The 19046-nt window shown below is 65.0% G+C and carries 16 protein-coding genes; 6 read left to right on the forward strand and 10 right to left on the reverse strand.

Annotated features, from left to right (window positions below; translation table 11 throughout):
• Positions 1-57: 57 nt before the first annotated feature.
• Both ACE04A_RS01460 and mnmC1 read right to left on the reverse strand, forming a co-directional pair.
• Entirely contained in the window at positions 58-2283 is a 2226-nt protein-coding gene (locus tag ACE04A_RS01460; RefSeq protein ID WP_448717859.1) for a glycoside hydrolase family 31 protein, read from the reverse strand.
• Between the two features lie 269 nt (positions 2284-2552).
• Positions 2553-4427 carry an FAD-dependent 5-carboxymethylaminomethyl-2-thiouridine(34) oxidoreductase MnmC1 gene (mnmC1, locus tag ACE04A_RS01465; protein ID WP_448717861.1) on the reverse strand — a complete coding sequence of 625 codons (1875 nt, stop codon included), beginning with the start codon at positions 4425-4427 and terminating at the stop codon, positions 2553-2555.
• 145 nt (positions 4428-4572) lie between these two features.
• Here mnmC1 and ACE04A_RS01470 point away from each other — a divergent pair, with 145 nt between their 5' ends.
• Positions 4573-5460: an inositol monophosphatase family protein gene (locus ACE04A_RS01470; RefSeq protein WP_268079759.1), complete on the forward strand. Its 888-nt coding sequence runs from the start codon at positions 4573-4575 to the stop codon at positions 5458-5460.
• Here the strand turns inward: ACE04A_RS01470 and ACE04A_RS01475 are convergent.
• Positions 5457-7142 (reverse strand): AMP-binding protein, encoded by a 1686-nt coding sequence (locus ACE04A_RS01475; protein WP_279997406.1) that lies wholly within the window; start codon positions 7140-7142, stop codon positions 5457-5459. The two genes, ACE04A_RS01470 and ACE04A_RS01475, sit on opposite strands and share 4 nt — an antisense overlap.
• Positions 7143-7218: 76 nt before the next feature.
• On the opposite strand from ACE04A_RS01475, the gene ACE04A_RS01480 reads away from it, so the two are divergent.
• The gene (locus ACE04A_RS01480) at positions 7219-8415 is read left to right on the forward strand and encodes a M20 aminoacylase family protein (protein ID WP_448717864.1); all 1197 of its coding nucleotides are present in this window, start codon (positions 7219-7221) and stop codon (positions 8413-8415) included.
• A gap of 3 nt (positions 8416-8418) precedes the next feature.
• Here the strand turns inward: ACE04A_RS01480 and ACE04A_RS01485 are convergent, their stop codons facing one another.
• Positions 8419-9312, reverse strand: coding sequence for a LysR family transcriptional regulator (locus ACE04A_RS01485; protein ID WP_259252606.1), 894 nt, complete (start codon positions 9310-9312; stop codon positions 8419-8421).
• 117 nt (positions 9313-9429) lie between these two features.
• On the opposite strand from ACE04A_RS01485, the gene ACE04A_RS01490 reads away from it, so the two are divergent.
• The 4 genes from ACE04A_RS01490 to pagP all read left to right on the forward strand — a co-directional run bounded on the left by ACE04A_RS01490 (position 9430) and on the right by pagP (position 13250).
• The gene (locus ACE04A_RS01490) at positions 9430-10536 is read left to right on the forward strand and encodes a YeiH family protein (protein WP_448717866.1); all 1107 of its coding nucleotides are present in this window, start codon (positions 9430-9432) and stop codon (positions 10534-10536) included.
• 105 nt (positions 10537-10641) lie between these two features.
• Positions 10642-11052 (forward strand): acyl-CoA thioesterase, encoded by a 411-nt coding sequence (locus ACE04A_RS01495; RefSeq protein WP_100853097.1) that lies wholly within the window; start codon positions 10642-10644, stop codon positions 11050-11052.
• A gap of 10 nt (positions 11053-11062) precedes the next feature.
• Complete coding sequence (mgtE, locus tag ACE04A_RS01500) at positions 11063-12535, forward strand: magnesium transporter (protein ID WP_259252608.1); 1473 nt, start codon at positions 11063-11065, stop codon at positions 12533-12535.
• Between the two features lie 160 nt (positions 12536-12695).
• Positions 12696-13250 (forward strand): lipid IV(A) palmitoyltransferase PagP, encoded by a 555-nt coding sequence (gene pagP, locus ACE04A_RS01505; protein WP_279997405.1) that lies wholly within the window; start codon positions 12696-12698, stop codon positions 13248-13250.
• A 22-nt stretch (positions 13251-13272) separates the two neighbouring features.
• Here pagP and ACE04A_RS01510 read toward each other — a convergent pair whose 3' ends face one another.
• From ACE04A_RS01510 to ACE04A_RS01535, 6 genes are all read right to left on the reverse strand, one after another.
• Positions 13273-13884 carry a gamma-glutamylcyclotransferase gene (locus tag ACE04A_RS01510; protein WP_424917729.1) on the reverse strand — a complete coding sequence of 204 codons (612 nt, stop codon included), beginning with the start codon at positions 13882-13884 and terminating at the stop codon, positions 13273-13275.
• Positions 13885-14066: 182 nt separating this feature from the next.
• On the reverse strand, positions 14067-14525 hold the full coding sequence (locus ACE04A_RS01515) for an Lrp/AsnC family transcriptional regulator (protein WP_006226278.1): 459 nt from the start codon (positions 14523-14525) through the stop codon (positions 14067-14069).
• 86 nt (positions 14526-14611) lie between these two features.
• A complete protein-coding gene (locus ACE04A_RS01520) occupies positions 14612-15394 on the reverse strand; it encodes an SDR family oxidoreductase (protein ID WP_279997404.1) in 783 nt (260 codons plus the stop codon).
• A gap of 143 nt (positions 15395-15537) precedes the next feature.
• Positions 15538-17232 (reverse strand): thiamine pyrophosphate-binding protein, encoded by a 1695-nt coding sequence (locus ACE04A_RS01525; protein WP_100853102.1) that lies wholly within the window; start codon positions 17230-17232, stop codon positions 15538-15540.
• A 59-nt stretch (positions 17233-17291) separates the two neighbouring features.
• A complete protein-coding gene (locus ACE04A_RS01530; RefSeq protein ID WP_391441945.1) occupies positions 17292-18278 on the reverse strand; it encodes a tripartite tricarboxylate transporter substrate binding protein in 987 nt (328 codons plus the stop codon).
• A complete protein-coding gene (locus ACE04A_RS01535) occupies positions 18275-19030 on the reverse strand; it encodes a GntR family transcriptional regulator (RefSeq protein WP_259252611.1) in 756 nt (251 codons plus the stop codon). The genes ACE04A_RS01530 and ACE04A_RS01535 overlap by 4 nt, the downstream gene beginning before the upstream one ends.
• Positions 19031-19046: the final 16 nt, after the last annotated feature.

Below are 19046 nucleotides of genomic sequence, written 5' to 3' on the forward strand. Positions count from 1 at the left end.
AAGCCTTCCTGACTGCCCCTTTTGATGACGGTAGCCGGCAAGCCGGCCGCGTCGATATCAGCGAGCGCGAGAAATGCGGACTTCCGCCCCCCGGCGCTTGACCTCAAGACCTTCGGACGGCGAGATGCGCAGCCCTTCCAGCCCCTTGATGTAGCTGGAGCCCTGCATCTGCATCACGCGGATCTTGTTGCGCATGACAACCGGGTTATGCACCGGCATGCCGAACATCCAGACCTCGTCCAGGATGCGGGCCGAGTTGAACTCGCCCGTATGCTGCGCGGCGGGTCCCAGACAGAGCATGTGCCCTTCGCGGCCAAAAACCGGGAACTGGCCCAGTTCGCAGTCGATCGTCCAGGTGGTGCCGCCTTCGTAGCGATGCCCGGTGTTCAAATCCCACCAGGCCTCGCCCTTGGGCAGATACACGCGCACCTGCTTGCCGGGTTCGGTAACCGGCGCTACCAGCAAGGCGGGGCCAAGCAGGTATTGCAGGTCCCACTCGTGGGCATGCGGATCGTTCGGGAAAGACAGGGCCATGGAACGCTGCACCGGCAGGCCGGTACGGGCGGAATCCTCGATGGCGCCCAGCACATAAGGCACCAGGCGATAGCGCCACTGCATCCAGGTCTTGGCCTGCGCCAGGGTTTCGTCGCCGAAGTCCCAAGGCATCAGCCCTTCCACGCCCTGGAACGAGAAGTTCGCGGAGAACACGCCCACGGTCAGCCAGCGCAAATACAGTTCAGACGTCATGCCCGCGCGGTCACGCGATGCCGAACCGATGCCGTGCACCTGCACGGGCACGCCGCTGGCGCCGATCGACAAAGCGGTGCGCAGCGTATGGCGCAAGCCGTCCCAGGAGTTCTCGGCTTGCGGCCCCACCTGCCACGGCAGGCGTTGCGCGGCGGGGAACAGGGCGGAACTGGGCACGACACCTTCGGGCGGCACTTTGAGGCCGGCCACGGCATCGAAGAGCGCGCGGCGCACCAGCAGCGGATACATGCTGCGCAGCGCCGGGCCGGTTTCACCGTTGCGGGCCGTCACGCCGTCAGGAATGGCAAGCTGGGCATCGCACGCAGGCGCGTCCAGGCCATCTTCGATCAGTTGGCGGTGACGCTCGACCCACATGTTGTAGATGTCGCGGTAAGTCAGGTCCAGCAGGCCGAAGGGCTGGCCCGAGGTGGCGGCGATGCCGTCAAACACCTGGGCGGCGCCGTCTTCCTTGGCCAACAACCAGCCGCGGTCTTCCAGTTCTTCGAACAAGGGGCTGGTCTTGAGCACGCCGGGGAAACCGGATGCCGCGACATGCACGTTGTGCTTGTGGAACAAGGCCAGCATCTGCTTGGCGTCGGGGAAGCGCTGGGCGTCCCATTCGAACACCGCCTTATCCGACTGGAAGCCCCACGCCGCCGGCTGGGCCAGCGTCACGGCATCCACGGGAATCTGGTTTTCGCGCATGCGAGCCAGCAAGGCGACGGTCTGCGTGGGCATTTCGCCCGTGGCCTGTTGCAGCCACGCGCCCATCGCCCACAGCACGGGCTGGCCGGCGCGGCCGGTCAACGCGGTGTACTGGTTCAGGATTTCGGCGGGCTCGCCGGCAAAGAGGAACACGTCCAGCACGGCGTCGTCAACGGTCAGCACGTAGGCCGAATCCGCCGGGGCGACGCCCACGGAATGTTCAACGCGGCGCATCGTATTGACGTAAACGCCCCAGCCACGCGGGCTCCATGCCAGCGGCAAGGCGCGGTGCTCGGGGTCATCGGACACCACCGATTCTTCGCGGCGGTTCAGGTCGCCCGGTGTTTCCCCCAGGCCGAAGATGCGTTCGTCGGCCAGCAAGGTAAAGCCCGCCGTCCACACCGCATCGTCTTCCTGGTCCAGCGCGTTGTGCCCGAATGCGGGCGTATGCGCGGAAACCTCGGACTCGAACACCCGTTCCTCGTTGCGATAGATCGCAACGCGCACCGGGTTGGACTGGATCTCCAGGGCAACGTCGCCCTGTGTGATCCGCCAGCCGTCCCCGCCTTCGCGAGGGGCAATAGAGGCTTCGCCCACGGCCTCTTGGCGCGCGAGCAGCATCTCGGCCACGGCGCGCGCACGCGCGCCGGGCTTGTCATCATTCAGGTGGTTCGCCTCGCCGCAGCGCAGGCGAAAAACACCAGGCGCATGCGCCTCGACTACCAGGTGCAACCCATCGCCCGCGTCGAAATCGAAGCGACTGGGGCGGGACGTCAGCAGCTCGATGGTGTCGAGCTGGGTAGTATGGGCAAAGTCGAACTTGGGCGGCACAGAGCATCCCCCGGCTTAAGCCAAAAACCATCAAAAGACGCTATTTTGACGGATTTGAGCTTTGAAATAAACTCGGTCCCTCTTCTGGATGGGTTTCTCATCCATAAAAAGGGGTCATAAAGCCCTCGATCAGCGCCTGTCGGCCTAGTGCCGCGCGCCGCCGAAACGCCAACAACGAGGCCATTACGGCCTATTTGGCGCCAAATCCTGGCAATTCCCGCAATTCTACGCCACCTGGGTCGAGCCCCCATTCGCGGCCAAACTTTTTTTCACCGTGGTGAAATAAGTTTGGACAGATCGGTTTCCAGCAACGCGGGTTCGCCCGCCAGCCGGGCGCCGATCAAATCGCCCATCAAAGCCGACCACGACAAGCCGCGCGACGCATAGCCCACGGCCAACCACAGGCCGGGCGCGTGCGGTAGCTCCCCGACTGCGGGCAGGCGCCCGGGCAACACAGCCCGCCATCCCGCCCAACCGGGCAAGGTGCCGGGCACCAACGCATCGAACGCCGGGAAGTGACCGCTCAGTAGCCCGGCTGCCTTGGCTAGCGTGGTGTGTTGCCCTTCCGGGCTGATCACCGCTTGCGTGGCGCCATGCACGTAAGTACTGCCGACCACGCAGCCCGCGCCCACGTCCGGCAGCAGATAGCCCTCGCCACCGACGATGCAGCGCGGCCCGCCCGCAAGCGCCTCGCCGGGCACCAGCGTGACCTCGCCTGCCAGCGCGTGCATCTGCTCCACACGCGGCAAGGGGTCCAACAGCCCGCTTTCGGCCAGCACCGCGCGCGCGCCAAAGGCATTGGCCAGGATGACGGTGTCGGCGTGCGCCAATTCCTCGCCTTGCGCATCGCGCACGCGCCATCCCTGCCCCTGGCGTTCGACCCGGGCCGCCTTGCCCGGCAACACGCTCACGCCGGGGGTTTCCAGCAAGGCGTCGATGAGTCGGTTCGGTTGAACCAGCATGCCTTGCGCGAAGTACACGCCGCCGCGCGCCACCGGCAAGCCGGCCAAGGCGCTGGCTTCGTCGCGATCCACCTGCCGTACCCAGTCGCGCGGAAAAGCCAGCGTTTCCAATGTGCTCGCCAATGCAGCGGATTTGCCCGCGTCGCGCTCGACCTGAAGCGTGCCGCACACGCGCGGTGCGGCGTCGCCAGCCAGCCCTTGCCATCGCGCAAGCGCGCGCTGGCTCCCGGCGCGCGACAGGCGTGCCCGCGCATTGTCATCACGCGCCACCACGGGCGTCAGCGCCGCGGCCACATGCCCGGCATGCGCCGGCGCCCCCAGCGCCCGACCCGCGTCCAACACGGTGACTCGCCAACCCCGCCCGGCCAGCACTTGCGCGATGCCGGCGCCCGCCAGCCCGGCACCCACCACCACCGCATGCTTGACGGCCGCAGCCGTCGCGGCAGCCCCGGCCGCTCGGCCCTGCACGCGGGCGGTGGCTTGGATCATTTGCCGCTTGCCCCCGTCGATCGGCACGCAGCGCGCGTCGAATCCCGCATCCTGCAACGCACGCCGCAGTGCTTCCGTGCCGACCGCAGCCGTCAAGGTGGCCCCGGACGCCGCCAATTGCGCCAGCGCGCGTAGCAACGGCGCTGACTTCGGGTCGGAATCGCGTTCTGGCATGTAGCCGTCCAGAAAGAATGCATCCACGCGCGCGTCCAGGCGTGGCGCAAGCACCTGCGCATCGCCAAAACCCAGCGTCAGCGTCACCGCGCCGTTCTCGAATTCCAGCCGATGCAGTCCCGGCAACAGCGTGGGCCACTGCTCCACCAGACGCCGCGCCAACTCGGCCATGGGCGACGGCGCATAACGCACCAGCAATGCCGACAAGTCATCCCGAGAGAACGGATGCGCTTCCATCGACACGACATGCAAGGCCGAAGGCCGCTGCGGGTCTTGCCGCCACGCATGCCACAGCGCCAGAAAGTTCAGGCCCAGGCCGAAAGCGGTCTCGCAGACAGTGAATACGTCGCATCCGCGCCAGCGCTCGGGCAGCCCGTTGCCGCGCAGGAATACCTGCTCCCGGTCGCTGAATGACCCGGCATACAGGGGGTAGACATCGCCGGACTCGGCGTTATGAAGCTTGCCGTCGGCATCAAAGTCGACCACTGCGGGGGTCAGGGGAACGTAAGGCGCGGACATGGGCTCTTCGAAGAAAGGATCAAGGTTGTGACAAACGCGAATTATCGACTGGCCACGGCCCGGGCGTTGGATAGACGCCACGCGGCGGCGCGGATTCCCGTGGCTGCCGCGGATTTGACGCATACCTGGGCTTACACTGGTTTACATGGACACCTATGATCAGCCCCGCTCACTGGCCCAACCCATCGACCTGTGCGCCGCGATCGACGCGGCAGTCACTGCGGCGCATGCGGGTGCAGCCATCCTGCAATCCTACGCGCATCATCGGGCCGACCTCGTGATCGACCGCAAGGCGCGCAACGATCTCGTATCGCAAGCAGACCGCGAAGCCGAGGCCGTGATCATCCAGGAACTGCAAACGCGCACGCCCAAATTCGGCATCGTGGCTGAAGAGACGGGCGGCAAGCCCCAAGGCCGCGCCACCTGGTACATCGACCCGCTGGATGGCACCACCAATTTCCTGCACGACATCCCTCACTATGCCGTGTCGATCGCGCTGATCGCGCATGCGGGCACCGCGGTGTCAGCCACGGAAACCCTCACTGAAGACACGCCCGTGGCCGGCGTGGTTTACGACCCCAACCGCGAAGAACTGTTCACCGCGGTGTATGGCATCGGCGCCTGGCTGAATGGACGCCGCATCAAATGTTCGCGCACGCAGACCATTGAAGATTCCGTGCTGGCAACGGGCTTTCCGTTCCGCGACTTTTCTTTCGCCGGGCAGTACATGCCCATGCTGAACGACGCCATCAAGCGCGCGCGCGGCGTGCGCCGCATGGGCGCAGCCGCGCTGGACCTGGCCTGGACGGCTTGCGGCCGCTACGACGGTTATTGGGAAATGGGGCTGGCGCCGTGGGACGTGGCCGCCGGCACGCTGATCCTGCGCGAAGCAGGCGGCACGTGTTCAGACATGCACAAGCTGGATCCCTGGCCTATCGGCGGGCGCGTTGTGGCGGGCAACCCCGCCATCGAACGCGCCCTGCACGAGATGATTGCGCCGCACCTTGGCGGCGAGCCTCCCGCCGAAGCCTAAGACGCTTTGGCCGGCGCGTCGGGACGCAATTCCCGACGCAGAATCTTGCCCACGTTGCTCTTGGGCAGTTCATCGCGGAATTCCACAAAGCGCGGGCGTTTGTAGCCCGTGAGCTTTTCGCGGCACCAGTCCTGCACCTGCGCCTCGGTCAATGACGCGTCGCTTTTCACCACGAACACCTTGACGGCTTCGCCCGAGTGCTCGTCCGGCACGCCGATGGCCGCGCACTCCAGCACACCCGGCATCTGCGCCACCACGGCCTCGACCTCGTTCGGATAGACCTTGAATCCGGACACCGCGATCATGTCCTTCTTGCGGTCCACGATGCGCGTATAGCCCTTGTCATCCATGATGCCGATGTCGCCCGTGCGAAAGAACCCGTCCGCCGTCATGGACTGCCGGGTTTCGTCGGGCTTCTGCCAATAGCCCAGCATGACCTGCGGCCCGCGTATGCCCACTTCGCCGCGTTCGCCCAACGGCACTTCGTGGCCGGCATCATCAAGAATGGCCACGTCGGTGGACGGCAGCGGCAGGCCGATAGAGCCGGAATAGGCCGTGGCGTTGGTGGGGTTCACCGTGGCCACGGGCGAGGTTTCCGACAAGCCGTAGCCTTCGATCAGTGGCCGGCCGGTGATCTTCAACCAGCGTTCGGCCACGGACTGCTGCACGGCCATGCCACCGCCCAAAGTCAGGCGCAGCGCCGAAAAATCCAGCTTGGCGAAATCCGCGTTATGCGCCAGCGCATTGAACAAGGTGTTGACGCCGGGAAACAGATTGATCGGCACCTTGCGCCACGCGCTGATCAGCGAAGGCTGGTCGCGCGGGTTGATGATCAGCACGTTGCGCATGCCCGCATGCATGCCATACAAGCCGCAGACGGTCATTGCAAACACGTGGTACAGCGGCAGCGCGCTGATGATCGTAAGTTGGGTATTCGACAAGTCATGCACAACGGGCTGCGCCACGGCTTCGGTCTGCAGCACGTTGGCGGTCAGGTTCCGATGCGACAGCATCGCGCCCTTGGGCACGCCGGTGGTGCCGCCCGTGTACTGCAGCACCGCAATATCGTCCATCGTCAGCGTGGGTGGCGTGAATGGCAGGTTCGCGCCCGCCCCCAAGACCTTCGGCAACGTGTGCGCGCCGTCGATGCTCCAGGCCGGCACAATCTTCTTGATGCGGCGAGCCACGAAGTTGACCAGCGGCGCCTTCAGGCCGCCCAGCAGGTCGCCCGGCGCCGTCACAACCACATGCTTGAGCTGGCCGCGGTTCTTCACGGCCTGCAAGGTGTGCGCAAAATTTTCCAGGATCAGGATGACGGACGCGCCGCTGTCCTGCAATTGGCGTTCAAGTTCGTCGGCTGTGTACAGCGGGTTCACGTTCACGACGACCAGCCCGGCGCGCAGCGTGCCCAGCATACCCACCAGATAGGCCGGCACGTTGGGCATCATCAACGCCACCCGGGCGCCCTTCTCCAGGCCCAGGCTTTGCAGCCATCCGGAAAACGCGCGCGCATGCCGATCCAGTTGCGCATAGGTGATATCGCTGCCCATCGCCGTGCAGGCGATGCGGGTGGCGTACTGCTTGCAGGCCCGGTCCAACAGGTCGGCCAGCGAGGAATAGCCCTCGGTGGAGATCTCTGCCGGCACCCCCTGCGGATAGTGAGCAAGCCACGGTCGCGTCATGGTGTTTGTCTCCATTAAACAGATTTTTGAATGATGATAACCTTGTTGCGTTCCCTTTTTCCGCCCCCCTTCTCCCATGAAACTGCTCGAACCTATCGTCGCCTGGCACCAGGATATTTCGAAGATCCGCCGCGACATTCACGCGCATCCTGAATTGGCCTTCGAAGAATTTCGCACCGCCGACGTCGTGGCGGCCAAGCTTGAAGAATGGGGCATCGAGATTGATCGCGGCCTGGGTGGCACGGGCGTGGTCGGCATCATTCGCGGCAAGCTGCCCGGTGACCGCGCGGTGGGCCTGCGCGCCGACATGGACGCGCTGCCCATGCAAGAGGTCAACAGCTTCGCGCACGCCAGCAAAAACGAAGGCAAGATGCACGCCTGCGGCCACGACGGCCACACCGCCATGCTGCTGGCCGCGGCGCAATACCTGTCCCAGCATCGCGATTTCGCGGGCACGGTGTATGTGATTTTCCAGCCGGCTGAAGAAGGCGGCGGCGGCGCCAAGCGCATGATCGACGATGGCTTGTTCAAGCGCTTCCCCATGGAAGCCGTGTTCGGCATGCACAACTGGCCCGGCATGAAGCCCGGCCAGTTCGGCCTGACCCCCGGCCCCATCATGGCGTCCAGCAACGAATTTTCGATCGTCGTCAAAGGCAAGGGCACCCACGCGGGCATGCCCAACCTGGGCATCGACCCCGTCATGGCGGCGGTGCAGTTGGCGCAATCGCTGCAGACCATCATCACGCGCAACCGCAATCCGCTGGATGCCGCGGTGCTCAGCATTACCCAGATCCACGCGGGCAGCGCCGACAACGTGGTGCCCAACCACGCGGAACTGCGCGGCACCGTGCGTACCTTCACGCTGGATGTGCTGGACCTGATCGAACGCCGTATGGAAGAGATCACGCGGCACACCTGCGCGGCCATGGACTGCGAAGTGGAGTTCACATTCCAGCGCAACTATCCGCCCACCATCAACCATGCCGAAGAAGCCGCGTTCTGCGCCGACGTGCTGCGCGACATCGTGGGTGATGCCAACGTCAACGACCACGTGCAAGCGACCATGGGCGCGGAAGACTTTGCGTTCATGCTGCAGGAGCTGCCGGGCTGCTATGTCTGGATCGGCAACGGCACCGGCGAACACCGCGACAGCGGCCACGGCCTGGGCCCCTGCATGCTGCACAACGGCAGCTACGACTTCAACGACGAGCTGCTGCCCCTGGGCGGCACGTACTGGGTCCAACTTGCCTTGAAGCGCCTGGCCAAGGCCTGAGCCCTAACCGCCGTCTGCCGCCCCGACCGCCAGGCACATCGCCAAAAAGCGTTCGGCGGCGCGGGCGGCGGCATCGGCGTGCGGCACCAGAATGCTCAGCGTGCGTGTCAGCGGCCTGGGCAACAGGCGCAACGCCGCCAAGGCGCCGTCTTCGTGCCGCATCGACATCACCGACACGAACCCCACGCCCAGCCCCGCGCGCACCGCCTGCTTCACGCCTTCCACACCGGCCAGTTCCAGCCCTACGGACGGGGTCAGCCCGGCATCGGCGAACGCGCGCTCAACCAGCCGGCGCACCCCGGAGCCCGGCTCGCGCATCACCAGCGGCGAAGCCGCCAGATCCCGCAAGGTCACCGCCCCCTTGGCCGCCAGCGCATGATCGGCCCGCACAATCGCCACCACCTCGTCCTGACGCCAGGCATGGACCGCCGTGTCCGACGGCAAGCCTGACGGCACATCGCCTTCAATAAACGCCAGATCCAGCGCGGGCAGGCGCTCGACGATTTCCCGGGTGTTGCCGTCCGACAGGTGCAGGCTGACCGCCGGAAACGCCGAGCGGAAATCCGCCACCAGGCGCGGCAACAGGTAGCTGGCGGGCGTAGTGCTGGCACCCAGGCGCAAGGCGCCCGTTTCCAATCCCCGCCAGGATTCCCGCACCGCCTGGGCCTGCCGGTAGACCTGCCGCAATTGCCGGGCCTGCTCCGCCAGGCGCTCGCCCGCCTCGGTCAGGGCGATGCCGTGACCACTGCGGCGGTACAGGGGTTCGCCAAACCAGTCCTGCAGCGCGCGCAATTGGCCCGATACGGCCGGCTGCGACAAATTCAGCAGCTGAGCGGCGCGGCTGATGTTGCCCGTGTCGGCCACGCATGCAAACGACAGCAACTGATCTGGCGTCATAGCGCCCCCTTTAATATCAGAATTTCCGATATTAAATATTCAAAATAAAGATTTTTCAAATAACGATGCGGCCTCTAATATTTCGGGAAGTTATTTAGATATGCCCAAAGGGCCGTCATGAGCACTTCGACCAGCACCACCGTTCCCCTTACCCCCGCTGCCCCGGCCCCGTCGGCCAGCAGCGCCAACACCTTGGCCGCCGTCACCGCCACCCCCTGGCGCGACAAGCTCAACGGCGTGCTTTTCGTCGGACTGATGGCCGCCGCCGTGATGCAGTTGGCGGACCTGCCCGCCATTCGCCAACTGGGCTTTTCGCCTCTGGTGGTGGGCATTGTGTGCGGCATGCTGTACGGCAACTTCCTGCGCGGCACGATGCCGGCTGACTGGGGTGTGGGCGTCAACTTCACCGCGCGGCGCCTGTTGCGCATTGCCGTGGCCTTCTACGGCCTGAACATCAGCATCCAGCAGATCGCGGCCGTGGGCTTGCCGGGCCTGGCCGTGTCGGTGGCGGTGGTGTTGGGCACCTTGCTGATCGGTACCGTCGTCGGGCAACGCATTCTGGGCCTGGATCGCGATACCGCCATGCTGACCGCCGCGGGCAGCGCCATTTGTGGCGCGGCCGCCGTGCTGGCGTTCGAACCGACGCTGCGGGCCGCCCCCCACAAGAGCGCGGTCGCCGTCGCCACCGTAGTGCTGTTTGGCACGCTGTCCATGTTCCTGTACCCCATCCTGTATCACGCGGGCTGGCTTGGCCTGGACACCCAGGCCTTGGGCATCTATATCGGCGGCACCATCCATGAAGTGGCGCAGGTCGTGGGCGCCGCCAGCAATATCGACCCCGCCACCACCGAAGTCGCCACCATCGTCAAGATGACCCGCGTGGCGCTGCTGGTGCCGGTGCTGCTGGTGCTGGGCATGTACCTGCGCAGCGCCGCCAGCCAAGCGGGTGGCCAGGCCAAGGGCGGCAAGCTTCCCATTCCCTGGTTTGCCGTCGGCTTCCTGGTGCTGGCCATTATCAACTCGCTGAATATCATTCCCGCCGACGCCATTGCAGCCATCCGCCGCCTGGACATCTTTGCGTTGACCATGGCCATGACCGCGCTGGGCATCGAAACGCGCTTTGCCCAGATCAAGAAAGCGGGCCCCCGCGTAATGGCCCTGGGCCTGATTCTGTACGCGTGGCTGTTGGTTGGCGGCTACGGGATCGTGAAGTTGGCCACCTGATTTCCAAGCCGTCGCGGCAAAGCGCCGCGACGGCTTGCGCCACGCACGCCGCTGTCTCGTTTTTCCTGCATAATCGGCTGATTCCCATGCATTGGAGTCGGCCGCATGACCTCCAGCCCCAAATCCCCGTTTACGACTTTGCCCGCCAATCGCGACGCGGTATTGCGCGTCATGCCGATGCCGGCCGATGCGAATATCCACGGGGACGTTTTTGGCGGCTGGATCATGGCCCAGGTCGACATCGCCGGATCCATTCCCGCCGCGCGCCGCGCCGCCGGCCGGGTCGCCACGGTGGCGGTCAACGCCTTCCAGTTCAAAGAGCCCGTCTTCGTGGGCGACCTGCTCAGCTTCTACGCATCCATCGTCAAGACCGGCAACACGTCCATCACGGTGTCGGTTGAGGTCTACGCGGAACGCCAGCGCCTGGACGCCGAAGTCGTCAAGGTCACCGAGGCCACCCTGACGTATGTCGCCACCGATGAAGCACGGCGCAGCCGCCCCCTCCCTTCTCTTTGAGCCGTAACGCATGACGCAGTCCGCCGCCGCGCAGAAACCGCCCGCGACGCCCCGCCGCCTCGACCCGGAAGACGCACAGACCGCCCTGGCCGAAGTGCAGGAACGCCTGCGCCGCCAACAACTGGTGGCCGACCTGGTGCATCGCCAGGAAGAAGGCGATGCCAAGGCCACGCTGGTCGAAGACCTGGTTCACCGCCAGCACGAGGCCGAACTCAAAACGTTGCTGGACGGCCTGCATCCGGCCGACATCGCCTTCATCCTGGAATCGCTGCCCAAGGATGAACGCCAGGCCATCTGGAAGCTGGTCAGCCCCGAGCACGACGCCGACGTGCTGCTGGAAGTGGAAGACTGGGTTCGGGAATCGCTGATTGAAGCGATGGATCGCCAGGACCTGGTTGCCGCCACCGGCAACATGGACGCGGACGAACTCGCCGACCTGGCGCCCGACCTGCCGCCCGACGTGGTGGCCGAAGTACAAAAGGGCCTGACCGAAGAAGAACGCGCGCAGTTGCTGGAAGCCATGGGCTATCCGGAAGACAGCGTGGGCGCGATCATGGACTTCGAAATGGTCCGGGTGCGCGAGGACGTCACGCTTGAAGTGGTGCTGCGCTATCTGCGCCGCCTGCACGAACTGCCCGACCACACCGACCAGATTTTCGTGGTGGACCGCCAAGACAAGCTGCAAGGCATCCTGCCGCTGTCGCGCCTTTTGGTCAGCGAACCGGAAACCGAAGTGCGCGCCGTCATGAACGCCGACTTCCTGACGCTGAACCCCCTGGATTCCGACGCCGACGCGGCCGGGGCCTTTGAACGTTACGACCTGGTCTCCGCCCCCGTGATGGACGACCAGGGGCGCCTGATCGGGCGCGTCACCATCGCCGATGTGGTGGACGTGATGCGCGAAGACTCCCAGGAACAAGCGCTGTCGCGCGCGGGTCTGCAAGAAGAAGACATCTTCGCGCCTGTCACCACGGCGCTGCGCAACCGCGCGCCGTGGCTGCTGCTCAACCTCTGTACCGCCGCCACGGCGTCCTTCGTGGCGTCGCGGTTTGAAGGCACCGTCAGCCACATCGTGATCCTGGCTTTCCTGATGTCGATCGTGGCCGGCATCGGCGGCAACTCCGGCAACCAGACCATGACGCTGATCATCCGGGCGCTTGCCATGGGCCGGATCACGGGCCGCAACCTGTGGCAATTGGTCAAGCGCGAATTGTTCGTGACCTTGCTGGTGGGCCTGTGCGGCAGCTTGGTGGCCGCCTTGTTCGCCTGGGTGATCTCGCGCTCGCTCTCGATTGCGCTGGTGATGATGGCGGCGATGATCTGCAACATGCTGGTCGGCGCCTCGGTGGGCGTGCTGGTGCCGATGGTGCGTGCGCGCTTCGGCAAGGATCCCGCCATGGGGTCGTCAGTGCTGCTGACTTTCGCCACCGACTCATTGGGGTTCTTCATCTTCCTGGGCTTGGCCACCATCTTCCTGCTGTAGCACGGCCACCACAGAAAATTCTTGATTTTGCGTTTGCCTGACCGCCCCTTTCCTGGGGCCGAGGCCACGAACGCCGTTTGATGAAAGCGTACTGACAGGGATCGAGCGATGACAACAAGTACAGTCATGAAATTGTCATCTTCATCCTTCTGTACCCGTAATGATCACCGCATTTCGAGCAGCCCTTCTTTGCCTGCTGCTCTCGACTTTCACCGCCGCCGCGCAAGCCTGTGAAAGCATGCCCTCGTGGGCACAGTCCGCTTGCAATCGCCTTGACCAGATCTGGACCGAAGGGGGCAACGACCTCTACGTTTCCGGCTATGCCTGGCACAACCGCGCCATGTATAGCAAAGAAAAAGTCGACAGCTTCAACGAGCTGGCGTGGGGCGCCGGCTATGGCCGCAGCATCTACGACGAAGACGGCGACTGGCAGGGCCTGTACGCGATGGCGTTCCTGGATTCGCACAGCAAGGTCGAACCGATTGCCGGCTACGGATTCTTGAAAATCGGGCAAGTCAGCGAAAACTTCCGCCTGGGCGCGGGCTACACGGTATTCCTGACCGCGCGGCACGACATCATGAGCTACATGCCGTTCCCCGGCATCCTGCCGCTGGTGGGCGCCGGCTACAAAGACGCCATGTTCTACGCGACCTACATCCCCGGCTCAAGCGGCGCGGGCAACGTCCTGTATATGTTCGGCCGCTGGCACTTCTGAGCCAAGGCGCGAGGGCCAACGCTCAGAAAGCCTGGCCCAGCCTGCGCACCAGATCACCCAGGCGCCAGTCGTCGATGCCGTGCGCACGCAAGGCGCGCTCGGTCTCCACCACGTAGTCCAGACAAGGCCCAGATTGGCCGACGGCATTGCGCACGGACGCGATCAGGCGGTCGTCGCTGAGGTCGGCCGCGTACTCATCGCAGGCGCGATTCAGCAGGAAGACCAGTCCGCGCACCGGCGCGGCTTCGGTATGGCAAGTAATCCAGCGGGGGGTGTAGGCGCCGGTCACCATCTCGCGACGCCACAGCGCCTGGAACACATCGGGCACATCGGCCGCCGCGATCTGGTAGGCCACGCCCCGGCAGCAACCGCCCCGGTTCAAGCCGAAGACCAAGCCAGGGTTGTCTGGCGAGCCGCGATGATCGTGCGACCACAGGCACAACGAGCGGTGATAGCCACGCACGGTCGCCAGACGGCGCTCGCGCCACGCAAAGCCGGGATGCCAGATCAGGGACCCGTAGGCGAACACCCATAAGTCGTCAACGCCGTTCCAGTCGGCCAAAAGGTCGTCCACCGATCGCGCTTGTCGCGCTTTTGCCATACCGGCACAGCCGGCGGGTACTGCGAACGACATAGGGTCCTCTGATATCCCGATTCATTCCCTGATGGGAACGAGAGATATCCTACGCCGCACACTGCGCAAAAGCATTGCGAGATAGGCCTTGTGCAACACGCCGAAAGAAATTTGCATCCGCCGCAGTGGCCGGCCGCGAAAAATTTTTGCTCAATAGCCACAACGCTGCCGCAACAACGCCGCTACACCGCGTCCAGCGGCAGTTCCGTCGTGCTTTTGATGATCTCCATCGAGAAGCTGGCGCTGACGTCCAGCAGGTCCACGGCGCCGATCAGCCGACGGTAGAAGCGGTCATACGCCGCCATGTCCTCGACCACCACCTTGAGCAGGTAATCGATATCGCCCGCCATGCGGTGAAACTCCACCACGTTCGGCAAGGCCATGACGGCGTTGATCAGGCTTTGCGTCCATTTCTCGTTGTGCTGGCTGGTCTTGATGGACACGAACACCGTCAGGTTCAAGCCCAGCGCACGCGGGTCAAGCAAGATGGCGTTGCGCGCGATAACGCCGTCATCCTTCAGCTTCTGGATGCGGCGCCAGCATGGCGTCACCGACAGATTCACCTGTTCGGCGATTTCAGCAACCGAACAGGTAGCGTCTTTCTGCAGCAACGCCAGGATCTTGATGTCGGTCTGGTCCATGAGTTTTCTCGAACGCGATGGGAGCCAATCTTGCCCGTTAGTCCGGCGCGCGTCCAGCCGGAAGCCGCCGCCGCGCGCGGCGGGATTCAGTACGTACCGGGGTAGCCGCCCCCATCGATCAACAGGCTTTGCGCCGTCATGTAGCCGGCTTGCGCCGAACACAGATAGGCGCACAACGCGCCCACTTCTTCCGGCTGGCCAAAGCGCCCGGCCGGGTTGGCGCGCCCACGCTCTTCCCACAGTTGGTCGAAGGTCTTGTCCGACGACTGTTCCAACATGCCCCGCACGTGCCTGACCTGCGCGTCGGTGGCAAAGGCCCCCGGCAACAGGTTGTTGATGGTGACGTTGTGCCGCACCGTCTGCCGCGCCAGGCCGCCCACGAAGCCGATCAGCCCCGAACGCGCACCATTGGACAGACCCAGCTCGGCATGCGGCGCCTTCACGCTGCGCGACACGATATTCACGATGCGGCCAAAGCGCCGCTCGACCATGCCGTCGACCACGCGCCGGATCATGTCGATGGGCCCCAGCATCATCGCGTCCAACGATGCGATCCAGTCCTCACGCGTCCAGTCCCGGAAATCGCCGGGCAGCGGGCCGTCGGCGTTGTTGATCAGGATGTCGGGTTGCGGGCACGCGGCCATGGCCGCATCGCGACCGTGTTCCTGGGTCAGGTCGGCCGACACCCAGCCCACGCCGATGCCGGCTTCCTTGGAAATCTCGGCCGCGGCCTGCGCAAGCGTCTCGGGATTGCGCGCGGCGATGGTCACCGCCACACCCTCGCGCGCCAACTGCAGCGCACAGGCGCGGCCCATGCCACGGCTGCCGCCGAACACCAAAGCCGTCTTGCCACTGATCCCCAGATCCATGCCCAATTCCCCTTTGACGTGTTGCAAGCCACGCGGCGACGCCGCGCCAAAGCGAATCAGTATAGGACCAGCCGCAGGCACCTTGGACCAAAAAAAAGAGGCCCCGAAGGGCCTCTTGTGTTGACTGCGCCGTCAGGCGCTTATCAACCCATCCACTGGCTGACCGGCGCCGCCGTATCTTGCAGCGGCTGCGCCACCACGTCGATCAGCGCCGGGCCGTCGTGTTCCATGGCGGCCTTGATGGCGTCGTCCAGCTTGGCCGGGTCTTCCACGCGCCAGGCCTTCACGCCGTACGCTTCGGCGATGCGGGCATGGTCGGTGCGGTTGAAGTCCACGCTGTAGTAGCGCTGGTCGTAGCCCGCCTTCTGGCTGGCCTTGATCCAGCCGTAGACCGAATTCGAGAACACGATCATCAGCAGCGGCGCCTTGTGGCGCACGATGGTTTCCAATTCGCCCACGGTGAAGCCGAAGCTGCCGTCGCCCATCACCGACACGCACTTGGACTGCGGCCGGCCAACCCAGGCGCCCAACGCGGCCGACATGGAAAAGCCCAGCGCGCCGTGCGCGCGGTTGGTGATGAAGTGGCGGCCGGGGCGCGACACATCGTAGTAGGCCGAGAAGTACGGGCAAGGCGTGCCCGGGTCCGCGCACACCACCGCATCGTCGGGCAGCAAGCGGTTCAGCGATTGCACTACGCGCTCGGGGCGGATCGGCGTTTCAAGGCTGTTGGCCAGCGGCTCCAGTTGCGCCAGGCGCGCGGCCTTGGCGCGGCCGGCCAGCACCGCGCCGTCCACCGCGTCCGAATTACGGTGCGCCAGGCGCGCCTGCACTTCGGCGCCCAAGGCTTCCAGCGCCAGCTTCGCGTCGCCCACCAGGCCGACTTCGGTCAGGTAGTTGGCGCCGATCACCATGGGATCGATGTCGATGTGCAGGATGGGCACGTCGCGGTTCGGGAAGCGCCAATGTTCCGTGGACGTCGAACCGGCGCGGCAACCCACGAACAGCACCACGTCGGCTGCGGCCACCACGTCGCGGGTGGCCATCACGCCGCCGTTGGAGCCCACCACGCCTGCATTCAGCGGATGCGTGTCGGCCAGGCTGCCTTGCCCGCTGACCGTCACGCACACCGCCGCCTTCAAGCTTTCCGCCAGTTCCTGCAAGGCGCCGCTGGCGCCCGCGATGACCACGCCGCCACCGCAGATGATCACGGGCGCACGCGCACCGATCAAACGCTGCGCGGCACGCGCCACATCGGCGGGATCCGGTGCGAAGCGCATGGCCGGGAAGCGGCCGTGCTCGGGCTGCGCCCAGATATCGGACGCATCCACCTGCTGCTTCATCACGTCATATGGAAAGCACAGGTGCGCCGCGCCCGGCTTGCCGGTGGTCATGGCGCGGAATGCCGCGCGCACCATGCCGGGAATCTGGTCGGCACGGTCAATGGTGCGGTTCCACTTGGTCAGCGGACGGTACAGCGCTTCCTGGTCCAGCTCGGTCAGCGGGTATTTCCCGCGCGACCCCACCGCCACGTCCGAGGTGATGCCCAGCACGGGAATCGAGGACTCATTGGCTTCGACCAGGCCAGGCAGCAGATAGGTGGCGCCGCCACCGCTAGGGCCTTCGCACACGCCGACCTTGCCGGTGACGCGGGCGTAGGCGTCCGCCATGTACCCGGCGCTGCGCTCGTCGCGCGTCAGGATGTGCTGCATGCCGTGATCCAGGCGGTACAGCGCATCGTAAAACGGCAGGCTGGTGTCGCCGCACAGGCCAAAAATATGTTTGACGCCGTTGTGCTGCAGCATCCGCACCATGGCTTCGGCGCCGTTCAGGTTTTCCATATCATCTCCACGTAGTTAGCCGACAGGACCGGGCGGCGCGCCACCCGGCCAACCGTCGCTCAGTTATCCAGATTGATGTTGTTCTTCTTGATGAAGGCGCTCCACCGGTCGTATTCCGATTTCACGTAGGCATCCAGCGCGGGGCCGTCCGAGGCCACGATCTCGAAGCCCGCTTCAGTGATCTTCTTCTTGATTTCCGGGTCCGCCAGCACGGCCTTGAAATCGGCCGTCAGCTTTTTCACCGTGGCCTCGGGCGTGCCCTTCGGGGCGAACATGCCGCTCCACGAGTAGGCAACAAAGCCAGGGAAGCCCGACTCTTCCACCGTCGGCACGTTGGGCAGTTCGGGCAAGCGCTTTTCACCCGCCACCGCCAGCGGCTTGATCTTGCCGGCCTGGATCTGGCCGCGCAGCGCCGCGAAACTCAACCACGTCATATTGGCCTGCCCGCCCACCACCGCCTGGATGGCCGGCCCGCCGCCGCCATACGGCACGTGCAGCAGCTCGACTTTCGACAAGCGCTTGAGCTCTTCGGGCGCCAGGTGATTCAGCGAACCGACCCCGGTCGAGGCGTAGTTGAATTTGTTGGGCGATTCTTTCGCGGCGGCCGCCAGGAACGCTTTCAGGTTATCCCCAGGCACGCTGGGGTTGGCGCCAATGACCAGCGGAAAGCGCACGGTCTGCGAAATGGCGACAAAGTCCTTGAAGGTGTCGTAGGGCAGCTTGGGCTTCACGGCGGGGTTGATGCCGTGGTTGTCGAAGCTGACCAAGAGCGTGCTGCCATCGGGCTCGGCGCGCGCCACGTGCGCGGTGGCGATCTGGCTGGCCGCACCGGGGCGGTTTTCCACGATCACCGTGCGTCCGCCCAGTTGCTGCGACAGACGCGGTTGCAGAATGCGCGCCAGGATGTCGGTGCTGCCGCCCGGCGGGTAGGGCACTACCAGCACCAACGGCCGTTCCTCGGCGGCGGCGGGCGCGGCGACAAAAGCGCCCCCCGCGGCTGCCAGCGTGCATAGGCCCGCCAAAATCCGCTTCATCGTGTGAGTCATTGTTTTTCCCCTGCTGTTGTGGTGTTGGCCGGCGCTACCGTGGCGGGTTCGGCCTGGTCCCGCATGTAAATCGTTGAGAACCCCGTGCGGATCACGTCGGTGATCTGGTCCAGACGGCGTCCGATGTGTGCGCTGATCAGCGCGGACAAGGCGTCCAGATCGCGCTGTTCCAAAGCCTGGACGATACGCAGATGCTCGCCCTGCGTATGGCTGCGTCGGCCCTGCTGCATGTCGATCCAGCGCACGAAATGAATGCGGGCATTCACGCTTTCCAGCGCACGCACAAATTCTTCATTACGAGACAGGCGCGCCAGATGCAGGTGAAAGGCTTCGTCCAGTTCCAACAGCCGTGTGGCGTCGCTGTCTTCCGGCACATCGCGAGACCGCTCCACGAACTGGCGCAGTTCGGCCAGTTCCTCGTCGCTGGCGCGCTCGCAGGCGGCACGCACGATGCCGGCCTCAAGCACCGCCCGGTACTCGTACAAACTGTGGATCTGCTTGGCGTCCAACAACCGGGCGATGAAGCCGCGGTTCACGGAACGAGTCAGGAAGCCCTCGACCATCAATTGGTTCAGCACTTCGCGCAGCGGCGTCCGGCTGACATTCAAGCGCCGCGCCAGATCCACTTCGTTGATGCGCTCACCCGGCTTGAAATCAAACCGCACCGCCATCGCCTTGACCGCGCCATACAGCTCGGCCTGCCCGGCAGACGTGCGGGCGGCGGGGCGAATCGCTGAGGGGGGCTGCGTCATGGCTGGTCGATTTGAG

This window comes from Achromobacter colocynthidis (assembly GCF_057334535.1).